At 67.8% G+C, this 20,192-nt stretch carries 17 protein-coding genes, 1 tRNA gene and 1 pseudogene; 5 read left to right on the forward strand and 14 right to left on the reverse strand.

What is annotated here, in order from left to right; translation table 11 throughout:
* Window positions 1-109: 109 nt before the first annotated feature.
* Window positions 110-1,675, reverse strand: a complete 1,566-nt coding sequence (locus tag ACSVC7_RS03605; protein ID WP_448202538.1) for a DUF5677 domain-containing protein — start codon at window positions 1,673-1,675, stop codon at window positions 110-112.
* Window positions 1,676-2,177: 502 nt separating this feature from the next.
* On the opposite strand from ACSVC7_RS03605, the gene ACSVC7_RS03610 reads away from it, so the two are divergent.
* Together ACSVC7_RS03610 and ACSVC7_RS03615 are read left to right on the forward strand one after the other, a co-directional pair.
* Window positions 2,178-3,581 carry an FAD-binding oxidoreductase gene (locus tag ACSVC7_RS03610; RefSeq protein ID WP_448202537.1) on the forward strand — a complete coding sequence of 468 codons (1,404 nt, stop codon included), beginning with the start codon at window positions 2,178-2,180 and terminating at the stop codon, window positions 3,579-3,581.
* A 325-nt stretch (window positions 3,582-3,906) separates the two neighbouring features.
* Window positions 3,907-5,592, forward strand: a complete 1,686-nt coding sequence (locus ACSVC7_RS03615; protein ID WP_448202536.1) for a hybrid sensor histidine kinase/response regulator — start codon at window positions 3,907-3,909, stop codon at window positions 5,590-5,592.
* Window positions 5,593-5,714: 122 nt separating this feature from the next.
* Here the strand turns inward: ACSVC7_RS03615 and ACSVC7_RS03620 are convergent, their stop codons facing one another.
* Together ACSVC7_RS03620 and ACSVC7_RS03625 are read right to left on the reverse strand one after the other, a co-directional pair.
* Entirely contained in the window at window positions 5,715-6,128 is a 414-nt protein-coding gene (locus ACSVC7_RS03620) for an NAD(P)-dependent oxidoreductase (RefSeq protein ID WP_483507988.1), read from the reverse strand.
* A pseudogene (locus tag ACSVC7_RS03625) lies at window positions 6,105-6,605 on the reverse strand (NAD(P)-dependent oxidoreductase); the annotation flags it as partial. The gene ACSVC7_RS03620 and the pseudogene ACSVC7_RS03625, both read right to left, overlap by 24 nt.
* Window positions 6,606-6,909: 304 nt before the next feature.
* Here ACSVC7_RS03625 and ACSVC7_RS03630 point away from each other — a divergent pair.
* Both ACSVC7_RS03630 and ACSVC7_RS03635 read left to right on the forward strand, forming a co-directional pair.
* On the forward strand, window positions 6,910-7,140 hold the full coding sequence (locus tag ACSVC7_RS03630; protein WP_448202534.1) for an SMc00767 family acetate metabolism repressor: 231 nt from the start codon (window positions 6,910-6,912) through the stop codon (window positions 7,138-7,140).
* Between the two features lie 319 nt (window positions 7,141-7,459).
* Window positions 7,460-7,621 (forward strand): hypothetical protein, encoded by a 162-nt coding sequence (locus tag ACSVC7_RS03635; protein WP_448202533.1) that lies wholly within the window; start codon window positions 7,460-7,462, stop codon window positions 7,619-7,621.
* A gap of 3 nt (window positions 7,622-7,624) precedes the next feature.
* On the opposite strand, the gene ACSVC7_RS03640 is transcribed toward ACSVC7_RS03635, so the two are convergent.
* From ACSVC7_RS03640 to ACSVC7_RS03675, 8 genes are all read right to left on the reverse strand, one after another.
* Window positions 7,625-9,757 (reverse strand): hybrid sensor histidine kinase/response regulator, encoded by a 2,133-nt coding sequence (locus ACSVC7_RS03640; RefSeq protein ID WP_448202532.1) that lies wholly within the window; start codon window positions 9,755-9,757, stop codon window positions 7,625-7,627.
* Window positions 9,758-9,913: 156 nt separating this feature from the next.
* Window positions 9,914-11,089, reverse strand: a complete 1,176-nt coding sequence (locus tag ACSVC7_RS03645) for a 4Fe-4S binding protein (RefSeq protein WP_448202531.1) — start codon at window positions 11,087-11,089, stop codon at window positions 9,914-9,916.
* Between the two features lie 49 nt (window positions 11,090-11,138).
* Window positions 11,139-11,882 (reverse strand): TorD/DmsD family molecular chaperone, encoded by a 744-nt coding sequence (locus ACSVC7_RS03650; RefSeq protein ID WP_448202530.1) that lies wholly within the window; start codon window positions 11,880-11,882, stop codon window positions 11,139-11,141.
* A 180-nt stretch (window positions 11,883-12,062) separates the two neighbouring features.
* Complete coding sequence (locus tag ACSVC7_RS03655) at window positions 12,063-12,728, reverse strand: 4Fe-4S dicluster domain-containing protein (RefSeq protein ID WP_448202529.1); 666 nt, start codon at window positions 12,726-12,728, stop codon at window positions 12,063-12,065.
* 15 nt (window positions 12,729-12,743) lie between these two features.
* On the reverse strand, window positions 12,744-15,284 hold the full coding sequence (locus tag ACSVC7_RS03660; protein ID WP_448202528.1) for a molybdopterin-containing oxidoreductase family protein: 2,541 nt from the start codon (window positions 15,282-15,284) through the stop codon (window positions 12,744-12,746).
* A gap of 8 nt (window positions 15,285-15,292) precedes the next feature.
* Window positions 15,293-16,408 (reverse strand): hypothetical protein, encoded by a 1,116-nt coding sequence (locus tag ACSVC7_RS03665; RefSeq protein WP_448202527.1) that lies wholly within the window; start codon window positions 16,406-16,408, stop codon window positions 15,293-15,295.
* 121 nt (window positions 16,409-16,529) lie between these two features.
* Entirely contained in the window at window positions 16,530-17,102 is a 573-nt protein-coding gene (locus tag ACSVC7_RS03670; RefSeq protein ID WP_448202526.1) for a hypothetical protein, read from the reverse strand.
* Between the two features lie 122 nt (window positions 17,103-17,224).
* The gene (locus ACSVC7_RS03675; RefSeq protein ID WP_448202525.1) at window positions 17,225-17,539 is read right to left on the reverse strand and encodes a hypothetical protein; all 315 of its coding nucleotides are present in this window, start codon (window positions 17,537-17,539) and stop codon (window positions 17,225-17,227) included.
* A gap of 362 nt (window positions 17,540-17,901) precedes the next feature.
* On the opposite strand from ACSVC7_RS03675, the gene ACSVC7_RS03680 reads away from it, so the two are divergent.
* Window positions 17,902-18,291 (forward strand): carboxymuconolactone decarboxylase family protein, encoded by a 390-nt coding sequence (locus ACSVC7_RS03680; protein ID WP_448202524.1) that lies wholly within the window; start codon window positions 17,902-17,904, stop codon window positions 18,289-18,291.
* Window positions 18,292-18,366: 75 nt separating this feature from the next.
* Here the strand turns inward: ACSVC7_RS03680 and ACSVC7_RS03685 are convergent, their stop codons facing one another.
* The 3 genes from ACSVC7_RS03685 to ACSVC7_RS03695 all read right to left on the reverse strand — a co-directional run bounded on the left by ACSVC7_RS03685 (window position 18,367) and on the right by ACSVC7_RS03695 (window position 20,130).
* Complete coding sequence (locus ACSVC7_RS03685) at window positions 18,367-18,771, reverse strand: hypothetical protein (protein WP_448202523.1); 405 nt, start codon at window positions 18,769-18,771, stop codon at window positions 18,367-18,369.
* Between the two features lie 141 nt (window positions 18,772-18,912).
* A tRNA-Pro gene (locus ACSVC7_RS03690) sits at window positions 18,913-18,989 on the reverse strand.
* Between the two features lie 124 nt (window positions 18,990-19,113).
* The gene (locus ACSVC7_RS03695; protein ID WP_448202522.1) at window positions 19,114-20,130 is read right to left on the reverse strand and encodes a polyprenyl synthetase family protein; all 1,017 of its coding nucleotides are present in this window, start codon (window positions 20,128-20,130) and stop codon (window positions 19,114-19,116) included.
* Between the last annotated feature and the right edge of the window lie 62 nt (window positions 20,131-20,192).

A 20,192-nucleotide genomic window follows, 5' to 3' on the forward strand; every position in this document is an offset into this window, starting at 1 on the left:
TGGCGTTCTTCTGCGTGGCGACCCGCTATGGAAATCGTGATGTCCATTATTTCTTCTCCGTTCATACTTTCTGGACTCTGGTCTGATTGTGCAGCTTTAGCGATAAAAATTATTCCTCCGATTCCTCGGCTATTTTGGACAATTGGGCGGCGATAAGGCCGAAAGCGGCATGGGGCAGATCAAAGCCATATACGTGATCGAAATGACTTAATGTCTTGCTGAGGTATTTGGACGCCAAATAGAGCCAGTTTGGATCGGCCGGCACGGGCGCGATCGCCGCGCCACGATGCCAACGATGGGCCGGATTCTGGCAATGGACCATATTGAACATGCTTACGTGCGCCCAGTTTGAGTGGGTGACGCCGCTGAACGGCTGATAGACATAGTTATAGAAGTCGATGAAACCGGCTTCCTCGGCCATCTTTCGAGTATTGAGTCCAGACCAACTACCGAGATTTACCTCGACGAAAGCCTCCATTCGTTGAGCCGCCAGCCAGTCACTCCAGATTCCAATCAGATGGCGCAGTTCCTCAGCATCGTCGGGATCGGTCGCGGCCTCCAGCGCTCGCTTCTGATGGGCGATTTGTAGCTTGATAGCGCCCTGTCCATCTTCGACAAACCGCTGAGCCCGCGGTCCGGGGTCCTTCAAAATCCAGGCTAGGCTAATGAAAACATCGGCCATTGCTCGCAGCAGAATGGGAGCAATGTGCGGAGTCCAGACGCCTGGTGAGGATGCCATCTCCATAACCAGCGTCGCCTGTCGGCAAAGGAGCGCCGTCACCACCTCGAACGCCTCGACCGCATTCAGGTCCAGCGGCCAGTTTGCTAGCCTCGCGCGCAGATCTGCCCGAACGGCATTCCGGAAGGCAAAGACGAACTGCTCCAGAGGATCTTCGCTATCGGTCGTTTCGTCTTCGAACGTGTCCTGAAACAGACACGGACCAAAGCCGGCGATATGCTCCCAGAACGCCTTGACCCACGGAGAGTCGCCCTCGAAGCTTCTGCCGTCTGGCTGTGCCTTCATGAATAGCATTGAGTTTGCCGCACGAAAGGCGCCAGCGGCATCGCGCGCTTCCTCTGTATCAGGGTAGCGGTGGATGACCTTGAACCGTCTGATTAGGTCGTCGACCAAATGCGCTGCGACATGAATCTTTCCTTGGTCAAGCCCCAACTCGTAGCCGAGCGCCATGGACAGGACAGCCGCGCGACCGTTGCGGTCATAAAACTCGTCGAGCAGTTCGGGCAATCGCGCATTCTGCTCTGGAGCAGCGTCCACGTTCCCCAAGAACGCTAATGGGTGGTTCGGGGCCACCGTCGCCAATGGTGCCAGCGATTGGCGAATTGCCGCCAAGGTTCCTGCATCCAGCGCAGACATCACTGACGCCTTTGCCGTGTCCGAAAGCTCCGTGAAAGCGCTGAACTTGACAAACATTGGGCGTTCAGCCTCGTCCATCGCTGTGCACGCCGCCCTGCCTAAGGCTCGACAATAGCTTCGAGCGGCTTCGTAGCCGCAATGGTCGATCACCAGTCCAATCCAGAGAGCCTCGGGCACAAGTTGGCGGGTCCAGGAATATTGGGATAGCTTACCTCCAAGCTTATGCACGAAGGGTGGCACAAGCTTGCGTTTAGCCGCTATGTGGTCCTGGAGAACTGGTTCGCGCGCCTCGTCAGTCAAAGCCCCCTCCCGTATCTATCTTTCACCGCCAATGGGACTGTAACATACGTTAGCGGATTGCTTGAGAAGATTATTGTGGATGCAGACAGTTTCGCCTTTTTCCTTCTTCCATAACGGCCAACCCGCCCAAAGTCCGAACTTCAGCGACTACTGTGATTCTGCTACATCAACCCGATATCCCGAAGAACCAAAAATCACTCGCTGCAAACGCGGCATGTCCCCAGTATCCTCTTCCCCTGTTCTCGGCTCCCAAAAACTACCTGACCGCTATCGCGCAAACCCCACTCGCACATACCCAAGTGCGAAAAGCGACAGCCTCCGCCCCCTCCACCCACCCCCATGGCCCCTGCCATGCGGTTCGGCCGTCTTGCCAGTCTGCGCGGGGCGCTTTAGCCTCGCTGGTCTTACCAATGACCTGGCCCAATGGCCCCGCATTGGCGAATCGGTGAAAAATCCTCGATTCGGGGCCGTCGAACCAAGAACCCGCAGGGAGTCCGTGTCCATGTCCGTCGTCCCGTCCACCCGCCCCCGCGTCGCCCTCACCGACGAGGCGGCGGCTGCGTTCAAGGCTCTGCTCGGCGACCGGTTCAGCACCTCGGCGGCGGTGCGGGAGCATCACGGCAAGGACGAGTCCTACCACCCGAACTTCCCGCCCGACGGCGTCGCCTTCGCCACCTCCACGGAGGAGGTCAGCGCCATCGTCAAGATCTGCGCGCAGCACAAGCTGCCGATCGTCCCCTTCGGCACCGGCACCTCGCTGGAGGGTGGCGTGGCGGCTCTGGCCGGCGGCATCTGCATCGACGTGTCGGGCATGAAGGAGATCCTGCGCGTCAGCACCGACGACCTCGACGTCACCGTCCAGGCCGGCGTGACGCGCAAGCAGCTGAACGAGCATCTGCGCGACACCGGCCTGTTCTTCCCCATCGACCCCGGCGCCGACGCCTCGCTGGGCGGCATGGCCTCCACCCGCGCCAGCGGCACCAACGCCGTGCGCTATGGCACGATGCGGGAGAATGTGCTGGGCCTGACCGTGGTGCTGGCCGACGGGCGGATCATCAAGACCGGTGGGCGCGCGCGCAAGTCGGCGGCCGGCTACGACCTGACCCGCCTGTTCGTCGGCGCGGAGGGCACGCTGGGCATCATCACCGAGGTCACGCTGCGCCTCTACGGCATCCCGGAGGCGATCTCCGCTGCCGTCTGCCCCTTCGCGGACATCCGGGGCGCGGTGAACACGGTGATCCAGACCATCCAGTCCGGCATCCCCGTCGCCCGCATCGAGCTGCTGGACGAGGTCCAGATGGACGCGGTGAACAAATATTCGAAGCTGGACTACGCCGTCGCCCCGACCCTGTTCTTCGAATTCCACGGCACCGCCGCCGGCGTGCAGGAGCAGGCGGAGATGGTCGCGGCCATCGCGGGTGAGAACGGCGGGACCGAATTCTCCTGGGCGACCCGGCCGGAGGACCGCAGCAAGCTCTGGCAGGCCCGCCACGACGGCTACTACGCCGCGCTGGCGCTGCGCCCCGGCTCCAAGGGCTGGCCGACCGACGTGTGCGTGCCGATCTCGCGGCTGGCCGACTGCATCCTGGAGACCAAGCGCGACATCGCCGAATCCTCCATGCTGGCGCCGATGGTCGGCCATGTCGGCGACGGCAACTTCCACCTCGTCTACGTCATCGACCCCGAAAAGCCGGAGGAGATGGCCGAGGCCAAGCGCCTGAACGACCGCATGGTCGCCCGCGCCCTGGCCATGGGCGGCACCTGCACCGGCGAGCACGGCATCGGCTATGGCAAGATGGAGTTCCTGGAGCAGGAGGCCGGCGAGGCCTACGCCGTCATGGGCGAACTGAAGCGCGCCTTCGACCCGGACAACCTGATGAACCCCGGCAAGGTGGTGCGGGTGTAGGGCGCGCCGTTGCCCCCTCCCTAACCCTCCCCCGCTGCGCGGTGGAGGGGATTAAACTCCCTCTCCTGCGAAGCTTGCGCTGACGCGGCAGGCGGACCTTTGGTCCGCCGAGAGCGGGGGAGGGAAGGAGCCCACGGCAAAGCCGTGGGAAGGGTGGGGGCAAAACCTCCCTTATCCAAAACCCCGCCCAAATTATCCCGAAATTCAAAAGACTTCCCAAGGACGCCCCAAAGAGATCATCCCGCCAATACCACCCTTCCCTTTATACTTTTGCCGGATTGAGGACGGATCGACCGCCCTCCTATCATCCGGAAGAAATAAAAAGGTGGGTGCATTGCCGACCATCGAGCCGCCAACCATTGAACCGCCAGCAATCGAGCCACCTTGGCCCCTGAACGAGCGTGCCCGGCTCGACAGCCTGAAGAGCTACGGCGTGCTCGACACGCCCGCGGAAGAGGTGTTCGACCGGATCACCGGCCTTGCCGCCCGCCATTTCGGCGCACCCATCACGCTGGTCAGCCTGGTCGACGAGACCCGGCAGTGGTTCAAGTCGCGCTACGGGCTGCGCACGCCCAGCACGGGCCGGCGGCTGGCCTTCTGCGCCTACACGATCCTGGAAGAGCGGGTGTTGGTGGTGCCCGACGCGACGATGGACGAGCGCTTCGCCGCCAACGACCTCGTCACCGGGCCGCCGCACATCCGCTTCTACGCCGGCGCGCCGCTGGTGACGGCGGAGGGGCTGATCCTCGGCACGCTCTGCGTGATCGACCGTCGGCCGCGCCATGATTTCGGGCTGGACCAGCGGACGGACCTCGCCGCCTTTGCCCGCCTCGTCATGCACGAGCTGGAGGCCAAGCGCGCCATGGAGGAGGCGGTGCGCGCCCGCGCCGAGGCGCAGCGGGCCGACGCCGCCAAGACACGCTTCCTCGCCGCCGCCAGCCACGACCTGCGCCAGCCCTTCCAGGCGATGGAACTGCTTCTCGGCGTGATGGAGCAGAGGCTGGCGGGCCAGGACGACACGCTGACGCTGCTGGGGCGCGTGCAGGAGGCTTTGCACTCCGGTCAGGCGCTGCTGAACGGCCTGCTCGACATCGCCACGCTGGAGGCCGGGACGGTCGAGCCGACCGTCACTGACTTCCCGATCCGCGAGGTGGTGGAGCGGCTGGTCCGCGAGATGAGTCCGCTGGCCGACCAGCGCGGGGTGGGCCTGCGGGTGCAGGATTGCGGGCTGGAGGTGCGCAGCGATCCCCTGCTGCTGGAGCGCATCCTGCGCAACCTGCTCAGCAACGCCATCGCCCACACGAAGAAGGGCGGCATCCTGATCGGCTGCCGGCGCCACGGCACGCGGCTGCGGGTGGAGGTCTGGGACACCGGCCCCGGCATCCCGCCGGAGCAGCTCGACCTCGTCTTCGAGGAGTTCTACCAGCTCAACAACCCGGAGCGGAACCGCAACAAGGGCCTGGGCCTCGGCCTCGCCATCGTGCGCAAGACGGCGAAGCTGCTGGGCCACCGCGTCGGCGTGCGCTCGGAGGTCGGCAAGGGCACCATGTTCTTCGTCGAGCTTCCGCGCGCCGAAGCCGCCGCTCCTTCGGCCGAGGCCCCAACCGCGCCGGAGGAACCGGACCTGACCGGCCGCACCGTCATGGTGATCGAGGACGAGGAGCAGCAGCGCGGCGCCCTGTCCATGTATCTGCAAAGCCTGGGCTGCCGCGCCATCGCCACCGGCTCGGCGGAGGAGGCCGTCGCCCGCCTGGACGAGCAGGGCGATGCGGCCCCCGACGCGGTGGTCAGCGACTTCCGGCTGGTCGGCCCGACCACCGGGCTGGAGGCCATCGCCGCCGTCCGCCACCGCATCGGCCGGCCCCTGCCGGCGGTGCTGGTGACCGGCGACACCGACCCGGCACGGCTGCGTCAGGCGAAGCGGGCGGGCTGCACGCTGCTGCACAAGCCCTTCCGCCCCGCCGACCTCCACCGCGCCCTCTCCCGAGCCTTGCGCCGCAAGGCGGGGTGAGGCGCAAAGCCAGCCGGTAGGTTGGGTTGAGCGCCAGCGAAACCCAACATCGTCGCCATGCCGCGTGTGTTGGGTTGCGGCTTCGCCTTAACCCAACCTACGGCCCCACCGCACTGCGCCGGTCACCGCACCAGACGCTTCATCAGGCTTGACGTGTCCAGGCGGTTGCCGCCCATGGCCTGCACCTCGGCGTAGAACTGGTCCACCAGCGCGGTCACGGGCACGGTGGCGCCGTTGCGCCGGGCCTCGTCCAGTACGATGCCCAGGTCCTTGCGCATCCAGTCCACGGCGAATCCGAAGTCGAACTTGCCGTCCAGCATGGTCTTGGCGCGGTTGTCCATCTGCCAGGACTGCGCCGCCCCCTTGGAGATCACGTCCACCACCCGGTGCCCGTCCAGCCCGGCCTTCTGCGCGAAGGCCATGCCCTCGGCCAGCGCCTGGACCAGCCCGGCAATGCAGATCTGGTTGACCATCTTGGTCAGCTGCCCGGCGCCCGACGGCCCCATGTGGGTGACGGAGCGGCCGTAGCAGGCCATCACCGGCTGCGCCCGCTCGAAGGCCGCGGAGTCGCCGCCGACCATCACGGTCAGCACGCCGTTCTCCGCCCCGGCTTGCCCGCCGGACACCGGCGCGTCGAGGAAGAACAGGCCGCGCTCCCGCCCCGCCGCCTCCATCTCGCGCGACACGGCGGCGGAGACGGTGGAATGGTCGGCGATGACGGTGCCGGGCTTCATGACGCCCATGGCTTCACCGGCGACCGCACGCACGTCGTCGTCGCCGCCGACGCACAGGAACACCAACTCGGCGTCGCGGGCGGCCTCGGCGGGGCTGGCGGCGCGGCTGCCGCCGAACTTCTCCACCCAGGCGTCGGCCTTGGCGGCGGTGCGGTTGTAGACGGTGACGCGATGCCCGGCCTTGGCGAGGTGCCCGGCCATGGGGAACCCCATGGTGCCCAGCCCCAGGAAGGCGACGGCGCGCGGTTCGGCCGCGTTTCCAGTCATCTCGACCATTCGTTTCGTCTCTCGTTGGTTGCTGCCCTCGGTGCCGCGAACCCTAGAGCGGGAGCGGCCTTCCGGTCAAACGCCCCGGATCGAAGGCCGAATTGCCGGATTATCCTTCTTTCGAAGGAGGTTGTCTTGCCGCGCCCTTGCTCCCGGCGCGCGATGTGTTAAGACGTATCGGGCCGGGTGTGCCGACGCTGCCCGGTTTGCGCGGCGCCTCCGGCGCCAGAGATTATCAGCGCCTTTGGCGCCAGAGACGAGCAGCGCCTTTGGCGCTGGGGACCAAGGGCCAGAACACTAAGGGAAGGACAGCCGCATGACCAACCAGTCGGGTTTCCAGGACGCGCCGCCGGAGGAAGGTTCGGGCTTCTCGGCCGACCAGGAGAGCGCCATCCGCATTCTCGCCAACAGCCTGCACCGCCTGAACGACGCCGTCGTGAAGGCCGTCGAGGCCGGCGTCACGGTGGAACTGATGCGCACCGCCCGCTATCACAACGCGACGGGCAACTGGGGCGACCAGCTCACCCCGGTGATCCGCGGGAAGTAATACCGGCGAGCGAAGTCCTGCCCCCCAAGCCGTCATGGCCGGGCTTGACCCGGCCATCCACGTGCAACCTTGAAGGCTTCCGCGTGGATGCCCGGGCCAAGCCCGGGCATGACGAGGAAGAGTGAGCGGGTGGGTCAGCGCTTCAGCGCGACGTTACAAGCGGCCCTTCCGGTCCCGCTTTCAAAGGCCCCCTCGTCCCGCCGGGCGAGGGGGCCTTTCCATGTCCGCGTCCGTCTTGCTCTCGCGGTGCGGAACCGGCGCCCGGTTCGATGGTTCCTCTCCTTGCACCCGCATCGTCCGACCGCAGGAGGGCAAGCTTATGAACGACGCTCACCCCGAGCCGACGCGCGACCGCGAAGCCATCTGGCGCATGCACAGCCTGTGCGAGCCGACCTTCACCGACCTGACGCACGGCATCTTCCTGGGGGTCGTCTGGTCGGCGCTGCTGTGGGCGCCGATGTTCATCAGCGTGCTTCTCTGACCGTCACGCGGCCTTCGCCGGGCGGAACAGGGCGCGGATGCGGGCGGCGAGCTGGTCGGGGGTGAAGGGCTTCGGCAGGACGGCGGTGTCGGCGCCCAGCCCGGTCAGCGACTCCGGGCTGTAGCCGGAGATCAGCATCACCCGGATGTGCGGCCAGCGTTCGTGCACCCGGCGGGCAAGGTCGATTCCCGACACGCCGTAAGGCATCACCACGTCCGACACGATCGCGTCGAAGCGCGAGTCCGCTTCCAGCAGCTCCAGCGCGGCGGCGCCATGGTCGGCGGTCGCCACCTCGAACCCTTCCTGCGACAGCCCGTCCACGGTGGCCATCAGGACCAGCGCGTTGTCCTCCACCACCAGCACGCGCAGGGTCTTCTCCGCGCCGGGGGCGGCGCTTTCCGGCGCCGGGGCGTCCTCGGTCCGGGGCTTGGCGGTGAGGGGCAGGGTGATGCGGACGGTGGTGCCCTGACCGGGCGCGCTGTCGATGGCGGCGCTGCCGCCGGACTGCCGGGCGAAGCCGTAGACCATCGACAGGCCCAGCCCCGTGCCCTTGCCGGTGCTCTTGGTGGTGAAGAAGGGCTCGAAGGCGCGGGCGGCGACTTCGGGCGGCATGCCGGCGCCGGTGTCGGCAACCTCCAGCCGGACGGTGCCGTTGGCCTCCGGCCGTGCGGCGATCCGGATGCGCCCGCCCTGCGGCATGGCGTCCCGCGCGTTGACCACGAGGTTCAGCACGGCAAGCTCGACCTGCACCGGGTCGACCTCCACCCGCATGGGCTCCGCCGCCAAATCCCAGTCCAGCGCGATGTCCGCGCGGATGGAGCGTTCCAGAAGGTCGGCCATGCCGCGCAGGGACTCGCCCAGGTCGATGACCTTCGGGTCCACCGCCTCCTGCCGGGAGAAGGCCAGCAGCTGGCTGGTCAGCGTCTTCGCCCGTTCCAGCGCGCTCCGCGCCCCGTCCATGTAGCGGGCGCTGGGCTCCGGCAGGGTGCGGGCCATCAGGTGCAGGTTGGTCAGCGCCGCGGTCAGCAGGTTGTTGAAGTCGTGGGCGACGCCGCCGGTCAGCTGACCCAGCGCCTCCAGCTTCTGCGACTGGCGCAGCGCGGCCTCCAGGCTTTCGCGGGTGCGCACCTCCTCGGCCCAGCGGCGCACCGCGGCGACCTCGCTGCGCGCGCGCCGCATGGCGAGCCAGGTGATGCCGGCCAGGGCCAGCGTCGCGGGGATGGCGAAGGCGGCGTAGAGCAGCATGTTGCGCCGCCAGGCGGCGACGATCTCGGTCTGCGGCACGCCGTAGACGACGTAGAGCGGATAAGGTGCCACCCGCTTGAAGACCAGCAGCCGCTCAATCCCGTCGAACTGGCTGACGTTGCGGTAGAAGCCCTCCGTCCGTCCGCCCTCCACCGCGCGCAGCAGCCCTCCCCGCCAGATCATGCGTGGACCGCCGTCGCCCTGCGGCACCGGGAAGCGGCTCAGCACCACGCCGTCCTCCCGCACGATGGCGATGGATTCCTTTCCGCCGGACACGACGCGCTTGTAGAAATCGTTGAAGTAATCGGTGTCGAGTCCCGCGACCAGCACGCCGCCGAACGCCCCGTCCGGGCCGCCGGGGGTGGTGCGCCGCCGGCTGACGTTGAACTGCCGCGTGCCCGTGGAGTTGCCGATGATGGGCTCGCCGATGAAGATCCCGGTGTCGCGTTCCTTCAGCACCCGGAAATATTCGCGGTCGGCGATGGAACGCGGATTCCGCGGCAGGCTCTCGCTCAGCGCGCGCACGCGCCCCTCCGCGTCGGCCATGCCGAGCACGGCGAGCTGGGGCAACTCGTCGGACAGGGTCTTCAGATAGATGGACAGCGCCTCCGATCGGGCGATCTCGTCCCACTCCATGCCGCGCGTCCGTTCGTCCACGCGGTCCAGCACCTGCTCGACCGTGTCGAACACCTTCAGCATGTGCTCGTGCAGCACCTGCAGGGTCTTGTGCATGTTGCGCTCGGTCTGGGCCACCACCGCCTGATAGTCGCGCCACGCGATGCCGGCGAAGAGGAGCGTGGGCACGAGCACCGACGCCGCGAGCAGAACCCGCAGCAACCGCAGCATGCGCACCGACTGGTCGGCCAGGGACTCGAGGAAACGGAAGGGCATGACCCGATGAAGCGTGGCCTTGGCGGAACTGGGGCATCCGGGCGGACCGCCCCCATCATGGGTAGCTATGCCGACGCATCCCGTCCACCGCAACCTGAACTTTCCGGCGGGGCTATGGCTTTCGCTCTAGTGGCGCCAGGACTTTGGATTTGGTTGTTATTCGATCACTTGAAACAAACGCCGATTGTGCGAGGTCCGGCGGCAGACGGGGCAGAGCCCGTCGGCGCCCAGGTGGGTGTTGGGCTGGGTGTTGGGCTGGGTCTTGGGCCGGGCCTCGGGAAGTCGGGTGGTCACGCCGCAGGACGGGCAGCGGCGGGGGTGCAGGGCGACGATGATCTGGCGGCGCGGCGCCAGCCGTTCCAGGATCAGCGCGCCGGGCCGGCACACGTCCACGCACAGCCGGCAGCCGGTGCAGTCCTCCGCGATGATGCGAAAGGCCGGCGGGTCCTCGGTCAGGCGGATGGCCCCGGTGGGGCAGAGCCGCGCGCAGCTTCCGCAGCCCTCGCAGACGCTGGAGTCGATGGAGGGGACCCAGGGCCAGGGCTGGGTGTCGGCCAGACGCGCCGCCGCCGGTTCCGGCAGCAGGCGTCCCGGCGGCCGGATGGAGTCGGCCTGAGCCTCCACCGCCGCCACGGGCACGGTGGGGCGGCGGCTGGACAGCCGGAACAGGCCGCGCCGGCTCACCGCGTTCGGCGACTCCGCTTCCGTGCCGCCTGTTATTTCGTCCGGCACCGTGTCGAAGGTCAGGTAGGCCCGCCAAGGCGTCGCCGAACGGCGCGTCAGGACCAGCGGCGGCAGGCCGCGCCCGTCCAGCAGGGCGTTCAGCTCCTCCACCGCGCGCTCCAGCCGGACGGCGGTGGAACTGCCGGTGGGGCAGGCGGCGCAGGTCCCCCGCGCGATCACCATGCGCCGCACGCCATCCCGGTACAGCGCGGCGAGGTCGCTCAGGCTCAGCACGTTCAGGCAGGGCAACACGCCCTCCACCCCGTCACGGCCATTCCCGTCTTGCCCGTTGCGCAAACCGGTCTGGGAGCAGGCGGCGAAGGCCACCGGCCGCCCGGCCTCCAGCCGGCGGGCGGCCCGGTGGCCGTGGCTGATGACCGACTGCGGGCAGGCCGGCGCGCACAGGCCGCAGCCGTCGCAGGACTGCGCGTCCAGCGACACCCCATCCTCGTCCACGATCCAGGCCCCGCGCGGGCAGGCGTCGGCGCAGCCCCGGCAGCTCGCCACCAGCGCCTTGTTGTGCACGCATCGTTCCGCCGCGATGGTCGGCAGGGCGCCCGGGTGGCGGTTGCCGATGGGATGGTCGGGCAGGGATGCGTTCAACACCATGGCTTCCCCTTCGGATGGCCCTTCGGACAGCCCTTCGGGCAGAGTGGTTTCATCCGCAAATATCGCTCACCCCGCGCGTCTCCGCACAGTCCCGCTTTCGGCTGCCCTGTCCTTCGGCCGAACGGGCATCCGAAGCCGGCCGGGGCAGCGCGAAGGCTTGCGCCAGCAGGTCGCGCAGCACGTCCAGATACGCCCCCGTGAGCAATGATACGCCTGCGAAGTATGCCGTGCGGCAACGTGCCGCGACCCGCCCGCAGAAGGCGGGGGCCCAGCGCAGCGGGTGCTGGTCCAGGAAGGCGGCGGCGTCCTCCATCCGGCCGCGCTCCAGCAGCTCGGCCAGGAAATGCAGCTCCAGCACCAGATGGTCGGCGTCGCGCGGGTCGTCGGTGACCACGCCGAAGCGGCGGTGCCACGCCTGCACCTGGAACATGGCGTCCTGCCGGCGCAGCGGCTCGTCATGCACCCAGACCGACTCCATGGGGCAGGCGCGGTAAGCGTTGGTCAGGTAAATCGCCGCGAAGTCGGCGGCCAGCTCGTCCAGCGCGGCGGCGTCGATCGGGCTGGGCAGGTCGCCGACCACCTCCCCGATCAGGGCCATGGCCTGCACGGCGTCCCCCCGGTCGAGCGTCAGGCCGAAAAGGTCCTGGAGGGGCCGCTCGCGCAGCTCCTCCAGGAGTTCGGCGGTCGGTTCCCGGTCGTGCAGACGCGCCAGCCGCCGCAGGTCGGCCGCCGCCGCCCGCCCGAACTGGCCGACCACCGGAGACGCCTCGGCGATGGCAATGCTTCCGTCCATGGCTGTTCCCTATGCTCCCATAAATCCCCTCGCCCGCCCCCGGCGGGAGAGGGAGGGGCCCATGGCGAAGCCATGGGAGGGTGAGGGCAAGGTGTCCGTCGGCCCGCGAAACCTTGCCCTCACCCTCCCGCCTTCGGCGGGTCCCTCCCTCTCCCAGCGGGGCTGGGCGAGGGTTACAAATCACCCCTCAACCTTCCCCTTCGGATGCGCCACGAAGGCGATCGACGGGTTGGTCAGTTCCGGGTTCGCCATGTTGCGCACCTGCCGCACGACGCGTTCGCCCGGACCCACCGCCTTGGTCGGGTGGGACCCGTCGCGGATCTTGTCGATGGGGCCGACGTCCAGCACGCGCATCATGCAGCCCATCACGCAGTAGGGTTTCCGCCCCGCGTCGATCTCGTCGACGCACAGGTTGCACTTCATGACGGTGTTGCTGATCGGGTCGAACTGCGGCGCGCCGAAGGGGCAGGCGGCCTCGCAGCGGCGGCAGCCGATGCACAGGCTGCTGTCGATGTCGACGATGCCGTCCTTCTGGCGCTTGAAGATCGCGCCGGTCGGGCAGGTCGGCAGGCAGGCCGGCTCCGCGCAGTGGTTGCAGGACATGTTCACCTTGTAGGCGAACACCTCCGGGAACTTGCCGCCCTCCACATACATGACGCGGCGGAAGCGCGGTCCCGGCGGCAGGCCGTTCTTGTCCTTGCAGGCGATCTCGCAGGCGCGGCAGCCGATGCAGTCCACGTTGTTGTGCACGAAACCCAGCTGCATGTCCGGCTTGACCGGCGTGTAGCCCTCCCGCTTGCGCGTGGCGACCGCCACCTGGACGCGGGCCTTCTTCTCGTCTTCCATCTCTTGCGGCCCCCCTTACGTGCTGCGGCGGAACACATGCGCCCGCGAGGTGGCGAGCTGGTCCCACCCCGGCCGGTGGTTCAGGTTCGTCTTGCGCAGGCCCACTAGGATCGTGTTGTAGGCGAAGCCGCCCGCCGGGCTGGGCTCGTCGAGCGTCAGCACGTCCGGGTTGCCGGCGCGGTCCACACCCTCGGTGTCCAGGTCCAGCCACGCGCCCTCGTGCACCACGACGACGCCGGGCATCACGCGCTCGGTCACATAGGCCGGCAGCACCATGCGGCCGCGCGCGTTGTAGACCTCCACCGTGTCGCCGGTCTGGATGCCCAGCGCCTTGGCGTCGGCGGCGTTGACGGTGACCTCCTGCTCGTAGGTCTCGCGCAGCCAGGGAATGTTGTTGAAGATCGAGTGCGTGCGCCAGCGCGGGTGCGGCGTGATCAGGTGGAACGGGTGCTCGGCCAGCTTGTCCTTGTGGTTCAGGCTCTCGAACGGCTCCGTCCATTTCGGGATCGCCGGGATGGGATAGCCCCAGGCCGTGCGCGTCCAGTCCGTCACCTGCGCCAGCTGGGTGGACAGGATCTCGATCTTGCCGCTCGGCGTCTGGAAGGGGATGCCCTTCTCGATCTGGTCCTGGAAGGCGACGTGCGGGCGCGGCAGCTTGAACTTGTGGGAGCCGCGCTTCTTGAACTCCTCCCACGAGATGTCGGCGCCCTGGTGGTGCTGCACCTTCTCCCACCACGCAGCCAGATAGGCCTCGTCTACCGCGTCGTCGTGGTGGAAATACTCGCGGCTGGCGCGGGGGTTGTAGCGCTCGCCGAAGCCCAGCCGGTAGGCAAGCTCCGTGTAGATCTGGAAGTCGGTCTTCGATTCGCCCAGCGGCTGGATGACCTTCGGGCGGTGGATGTAGTAGTGGCCCTTGTACCAGGGCAGCGCCACGTCATGCCGCTCGAAATGGGTCGCCACCGGGAACAGCACGTCGGCGTAGAGGCCGGACGGCGTGATGGTGGCGTCGTTGCAGACGACGAGGTCCAGCTTCTTCATGGCCTCGATCTGCTTGTTGATGTTGGGCAGCTGGTTGAACCAGTTCGACCCCTGCCAGAAGATGCCCCGCACGTTGGGGATCACCCCGTCCAGGTTGTCGCTGCGCGGCCAGAGCCCGATCTCCTCCCGTTTCAGGTTCGGGTAGTTCAGCACCAGATGCGCCCAGCGGTCCGACTTGATGGAGGCGTACCAGACATTCGCGAACTCGTCGTACGGGTAGGCGACGCCCTCCGCGTGCCACGCCTTGCCCACGCCCTCCGCGCAGCCGCCCAGCTTGCCGATGTTGCCGGTGATCGCCTGCAAGGCGGCGGCCATGCGGTTGTACTGCTCGCCGTTCGAATTGCGGCCCGGCGCCCAGGACGCCTTCAGCGCCGCCGGCTTGGTGCGGGCGTAGAGGTCGGCCAGCTTCACGATGTCGCTGGCCGGCACGCCGCAGATGGCGCTGGCCCACTCCGGCGTCTTCGGCTGCCCGTCGCGGGTGCCCAGGATGTAGTCCTTGAAGCTCTCCTGCCCCTGCGCCCAGCCGGGCATCGTCCCCGGATCGACGCCCTGGCAGAAGCGGTTGATGAAGTCCTGGTCCTGCAGGTTGTTCGTGAAGATGTGGAAGGCCATGCCCGCCATCATCGCCGCGTCCGTCGCCGGCCGGATCGGGATCCACCACGCGTCATAGGCCGACGCGCTGTCCGAATATTGCGGGTCGATCAGCACGAACCGGCAGCCGCGCTGCTTGGCGAGCCGCATGTAGTAGAAGGTGTTGCCGCCGTGGAAGGTGTAGGCCGGGTTCCACCCCCACATGATGATCAGCTTGGAATGGGCGAAGGTGTCGTCCTCATTCCCGTCCTCGATGGTGCCGAAGGTCATGCGGCTGGAGAAGGTGGTCGCCTGATAGGACGGCACCGACCAGCTCGACGTGCGGCAGCCGAACATGCCGAGGAACCGGCCCAGCAGCCCCTCGATCTGGTCGGACTTGTGCAGCACCCCGTAGGACGCGCCGGCGTAGCTCTGGTCCAGCAGCGCCTGCGGCCCGTGTTCCTGCTTGATGCGCAGCATCTTCTCCGCGACGAAGTCCAGCGCCGCGTCCCAGGAGGCGCGCTTGAACTTGCCCTCGCCGCGCTCGCCCACCCGGATCATCGGGTAGAGCAGCCGCTCCGCCGAATAGAGCCGCGAGCGGTAGGAACGCCCGCGCAGGCAGGCGCGCAGCTGCGGAACCTCCTCCGTGTCGTAGCCGTAGCCGCCCTGCGGTCCCTGGAACCGGCCGTCGTCGGTGGACAGGCGGACGATCACGTCGCCCTTCTTGTGCGCCACCAGCATGTGGCGGCTGCCGCAGTTGTGGGCGCAGCTCGTCGGGACGGTCACCAGCTCGTCGTCGGTGGGGTAGGGGCTGTAGGCGAAGGCCTTGGCCTCCTCCGGTGCCACCGCGCGGAACAGGCTGGCCGAGGCGGCGGCGCCCGCCGCGCCCTGCATGAATTCGCGCCGCGAGACGTTCAGCGCGTTCCCCAAAATGCTCTTGGCGTCCATGGTGTCTCTCACGGTTTGGGCAGCGCGTAGCGCGGGTCGGAGGCGGTCGGGCGGCCCTTCGCCCAGTCGGGCGTGTCCTCCGGCATGCCGGGCCAGGCGTGGCGCGGGTAGGGGAAGCTGATCCGGTACCAGGCGCGCCCGCCGTGGCAGCCGTAGCAGGTGTCCGCACTCTCCGTCGCCGCCTTCTCGATCTCCGCGGCCTTCAGGAAGCTGACCTTGTGCCGTTCGGTGCGGAAGCCGCCCTCGGGGTTGTGGCAGGACAGGCAGCCGTTGGGCGCGTCCTCCGACTCCATCGTCTCCCGCACCTCGTGCCAGGGGCCGGACAGGCCTTCCATGTTCTGCCAGGGGAACTGGCCGTGGCACATCAGGCAGGTGGTCTCCGGGTTCGTCTGCTTGCGCAGCGTGTAGCCGGCGTTGGTCGGGGTCGGCGGCACCGGCGCTTCCTCGCGCGGGTTGGAGCCCTGATGGCAGAACGTGCAGGACAGGTTCATCACCCGCTGCGCCATGGGCGAGGTCAGATGCCGGCGGTGGAAGCTGTCCTGCGCGCCCACGTAGGTGTCCAGCGTCTGGTACCAGGCCAGCGCGTCATCCGCCTTCACCCCGGCGGGAGAGGCGGCGCGCACGCTCGGCTCCAGCACCTCCTGGTGGCAGGCGAGGCACTGCTCGTTGGTGGCGGTGTCGATGGCCGGCTTGAAGTGCAGCGGGTTCCACAGCGCCTTGCCATAGTCCGGCTCCCCCGACGCGCTCAGCACCGCGGCGGGATAGGCCGGCTTGGCGGGAGCCGCAGTAGCGGGCACCGGCGCGGGAGCCACCTCGGCCGGAGGCGCCGCCGTGGCCACCACAGGGGCGGGAGCGGCCACGAGCGGCGGCGCCTCCGGCTTCGGCGGGGTCGGCGGCACGGCGCGCGCCGCCTCCAGCAGCAGCCGGGCGGTGGTCGAGGTCGCCTCCGGCACCGGGGTCGACGCGCCGGCGGCCGGCGTGGCGCCTTGCGCGGTTTCCTTGGGCGCCTTGGCGGCGGGGTCGGTCTTCTTCGCCGGGAAGGCCAGCTGAACCAGCCCGAACACCAGGAAGAATCCCAGGAAATAGGCAACGGGGTGAATGTTTTTCGGGTTTCTGGACGTCATGCGGCCGGCCCTTCGGCGGTTCTGAGCCTTCGCCGGACGCGGGCGCGTTCCGGCCTTTCCTGACGGGAACGGCGCGCCGGAGCCCTTTCCGGCCCCGGCGCACCGTTCCCGCGCGGCGGGCTTACGGCTTGCCCTGCATGCCGCTCATCCCGGACATCCCGCCCATGCCGGACATGCCACCCATGCCGGACATGCCAGACATCCCCGACATGCCGCCCATGCCGGACATTCCGCCCATCCCGCTCATGCCCGACATGCCACCCATACCGGACATCCCGCCCATGCCGGACATCCCCGACATGCCACCCATACCGGACATTCCGCCCATGCCGGACATCCCCGACATGCCGCCCATCCCGCTCATGCCCGACATGCCACCCATACCGGACATGCCACCCATACCAGACATCCCCGACATGCCACCCATGCCGGACATCCCCGACATGCCGCCCATGCCGGACATTCCGCCCATCCCGCTCATGCCCGACATGCCACCCATACCGGACATCCCGCCCATACCGGACATTCCGCCCATGCCGGACATCCCCGACATGCCGCCCATACCGGACATCCCACCCATGCCGCTCATCCCGGCCATGCCCTGGGCGAGGGCGGCGGAGGCGGTGGCGAGGCTGCCGACGAGGGCCGCGGCGATCAGGACGGAACGCACTTGCTTGTTCATTGAATCCTCCATTGGGGTGTGTGTTCGCATTGCCGGGCCGGGGTTCCGCCGGCTCGGATGGTGTCTGCGCTGTTTGTCGTTCTGATTGGGTGGGCGGCCCCACCGAAGGCTTGGCGTGCGGCCTTGCGGCCGCCTCAGTGGTGCCAGTTCCGCAGGTCGTAGCGGCCGGTCATGCCGGGCTGGCTGAAGGGCGTGTACCAGCCGCCCTGGTCGTCGAGGAACTTCAGGCTGGCGGGGTAGGGGGCGTCCACGCCGGTCAGCGCCTTCTGGTACCAGCGGGCGTCCTTCGCGACGGCGCTCAGGCTCGGCGCATCGGCCGGCCGCATCGACGGGGCCGTGCCCGCCACGAAGCCGGGAGCCGGCGTTCCGCCGGTCGTCGTGACCTCAGCCGCCAGAGCCGGCGTGGCATACGCCAGTAATAAAGCGCTGAAAGCAGCCGCTTTTCGCATGGTTTCCTCGCCCGGTGAATGCTTGCTTAGAGTTCTTATTGTTTGGAGTTTTCCGCAGAACTGTATACCACAGCGTCTGTGCGGTTATTACCACTCGCCCGTCCTTTCGGTCAACTTGGCGCAATCGGCGTTTGCATTGCAGCATTGCTTAACGCCGCCTTAAAAGTGCAAAGTCTTTTAGGCAAAATTGCGCGAGACCGCCGCGCCCGCCCGCCTTAAACACTTGACCGGCTTGTGATTTTGCTCTGCACCCAAAGCTTGTTTTCGCCCCGGCGCGGCCATTCGCCTGTGGCCGGAACGCGCGGAACCGGCGAAAATGTCGCAGCAGAAACCATCGGTCATACGCAGGAGATCACCCCGCCATGCCCCTGAAGCCCATCGAGCACGCCGACGCCGGCCCCGCCGTCCGCGCCGTCTTCGACGACATCAAGGCGACCCGCAACGTCCCCGACGTGAACAACTTCTGGAAGATGGTCGCCCACCATCCGGAGACGCTGAAGCGCACCTGGGAAAGCCTGAAGGAGGTGATGGCGCCCGGCGCGCTCGACCCGCTGGTGAAGGAGATGATCTTCGTGGCGGTCAGCGTGACCAACGGCTGCGCCTACTGCATCCGCTCGCACGAGGCGGCGGCGCGCAAGGCCGGCATGACCGACGCCCAGTTCGGGGAGCTGATGGCGGTGATCGGCATGGCGAACGAAACGAATCGCCTCGCCAACGGCTATCAGGTGGAGATCGACGAGGCGCTGAAGTAACGCCCGGACGTCAAACCCCCTCTCCCGCCCCCGGCAAGAGAGGGGGAAATCTCCTCACCGGGGGGCTGGCACCCCTCAGGCGAAGTCGCTCATCGCTTCTTCCAGGGACGGGTAGATTCCCTCCGCCAGCGACCCGTCCACCCGCCGTGGCGTCGGCAGGATGGCGACCGCGTCCAGCGCTTCCCGCAGGGTCAGCCCGTTCACCTCGACGAAGCCCCCGGCGTCGCCGTAGCGCCCGGCGGTCCATTCCGGTCGGGCCGGGTCGCACACAGACCCGCTGGCGCAGGAGACCATCACATGCGTGCCGTCGTTCCAGCGCCGGTTCCAGCCCACCACGCCGCCCCCGATGTCGCGGGGGTGGAACCCCTCCGCCAGCAGCGTCTCGCGCACGGTGGCGGGCACCCCCAGCGGGGCGGGATCGACCTCCTGCCCGACCGGCCCGCCGGCCCCATGCGGCCTTTTGCTGATCGCCTCTTCCACAGAACCCCTCCCAAAGACGTGGAACCTGCAAACGGCAACAGGGCAGGGCGGGGAACATGCCATGGGCGGGGGATGGAATGCCGAAACGGGATGCCGAAACGACAAAGGGCCGGCACGTTTCCGTGTCGGCCCTTCGCGTATTGGTCGGAGAGAGAGGATTCGAACCTCCGGCCCCTGCCTCCCGAAAGCAGTGCTCTACCAGGCTGAGCTACTCTCCGGTCCTGTCGGCGCCGCCGTTGCCCCGTAACCGGTCGCTGGCTGCGTCGAGGCCGCGTATATAGCCGCTCGATCCGGGGGCCGCAACGCCAAAATCACCCCCGGCACGAACTTTTTTCGCACACCTCAGAAGTCGCGCTCGATGACGAAGTCCAGCACGTCCAGCAGGGCGCGCTTGACCGGGCTGTCGGCGAACAGGCCCAGCGCGTCGCGGGCGATGGCGCCGTAATGGCGGGCGCGCTCGACCGTGTCCTTCAGGGCGTTGTGCTTGGCCATCAGCTCCTGCGCGCGTTCCAGGTCGCCGTCCTTCTGGTCCAGCTCCTCCATGGTGCGGCGCCAGAAGGTCCGCTCCTCGTCGGTGCCGCGGCGGAAGGCCAGCACGACCGGCAGGGTGATCTTGCCCTCGCGGAAGTCGTCGCCCACCGTCTTGCCCAGCTTGGCCTGGAGCGCCGAATAGTCCAGCACGTCGTCGACCAGCTGGAAGGCGATGCCCAGGTTCATGCCGTAGTCGTAGAGCGCCGTCTCCTCCACCAGCGGGCGGGACGCCACGACCGCGCCGACGCGGCAGGCGGCGGCGAACAGCTCCGCCGTCTTGGCCTTGATGACCTCCAGATAGGCCTGCTCGCTGGTTTCCGTGTCGTTGGTGGTGCGCAGCTGCAGCACCTCGCCCTCGGCGATGACGGCGGACGCCTTGGACAGGATGCGCAGCACGTCCAGCGACCCGACCTCGACCATCAGCTCGAACGCGCGGGAGAACAGGAAGTCGCCGACCAGCACGCTGGCCTTGTTCCCGAACACCGCGTTGGCCGAGGCGAGGCCGCGCCGCAGGTCGCTTTCGTCCACCACGTCGTCGTGCAGCAGCGTGGCGGTGTGGATGAACTCCACCACCGCGGCCAGCATCTTGTGGTCATCGCCCTTGTAGCCGCACAGTTCGGCGGCGGCGAGGGTCAGGACGGGGCGCAGCCGCTTGCCGCCGGCGGCGATGATGTAGCCGGCAAGCTGCGGGATCAGCTCCACGGATGAATGCATCCGCTGGACGATGATATCGTTGACCGCGCTGAGGTCATCGGCCACCAGGGCGGTCAAATCGTCGAGCGGGGTGGACTTGCGCCGTTTCGGCTCGAGGTTGGTCACGACCGCCAAGGTCGACTCCAATGATGATTGACGTGACGAATTCCGGCAGGGAGCATAACGGCATAGCCTCT

The organism is Azospirillum mesophilum (assembly GCF_053470405.2).

Bases quoted from the DNA above. Each gene is read 5' to 3' on its own strand.
- ACSVC7_RS03680 (WP_448202524.1), top strand. From the start codon at position 17,902: ATGCCCCTGAAGCCCATCGAGCACGCCGACGCCGGCCCCGCCGTCCGC.
- ACSVC7_RS03645 (WP_448202531.1), bottom strand. From the start codon at position 11,089: ATGGTGTTGAACGCATCCCTGCCCGACCATCCCATCGGCAACCGCCAC.
- ACSVC7_RS03610 (WP_448202537.1), top strand. From the start codon at position 2,178: ATGTCCGTCGTCCCGTCCACCCGCCCCCGCGTCGCCCTCACCGACGAG.
- ACSVC7_RS03675 (WP_448202525.1), bottom strand. From the start codon at position 17,539: ATGCGAAAAGCGGCTGCTTTCAGCGCTTTATTACTGGCGTATGCCACG.
- ACSVC7_RS03670 (WP_448202526.1), bottom strand. From the start codon at position 17,102: ATGGAGGATTCAATGAACAAGCAAGTGCGTTCCGTCCTGATCGCCGCG.
- ACSVC7_RS03630 (WP_448202534.1), top strand. From the start codon at position 6,910: ATGACCAACCAGTCGGGTTTCCAGGACGCGCCGCCGGAGGAAGGTTCG.
- ACSVC7_RS03620 (WP_483507988.1), bottom strand. From the start codon at position 6,128: ATGGCCTGCTACGGCCGCTCCGTCACCCACATGGGGCCGTCGGGCGCC.
- ACSVC7_RS03640 (WP_448202532.1), bottom strand. From the start codon at position 9,757: ATGCCCTTCCGTTTCCTCGAGTCCCTGGCCGACCAGTCGGTGCGCATG.
- ACSVC7_RS03665 (WP_448202527.1), bottom strand. From the start codon at position 16,408: ATGACGTCCAGAAACCCGAAAAACATTCACCCCGTTGCCTATTTCCTG.
- ACSVC7_RS03635 (WP_448202533.1), top strand. From the start codon at position 7,460: ATGAACGACGCTCACCCCGAGCCGACGCGCGACCGCGAAGCCATCTGG.
- ACSVC7_RS03650 (WP_448202530.1), bottom strand. From the start codon at position 11,882: ATGGACGGAAGCATTGCCATCGCCGAGGCGTCTCCGGTGGTCGGCCAG.
- ACSVC7_RS03660 (WP_448202528.1), bottom strand. From the start codon at position 15,284: ATGGACGCCAAGAGCATTTTGGGGAACGCGCTGAACGTCTCGCGGCGC.
- ACSVC7_RS03655 (WP_448202529.1), bottom strand. From the start codon at position 12,728: ATGGAAGACGAGAAGAAGGCCCGCGTCCAGGTGGCGGTCGCCACGCGC.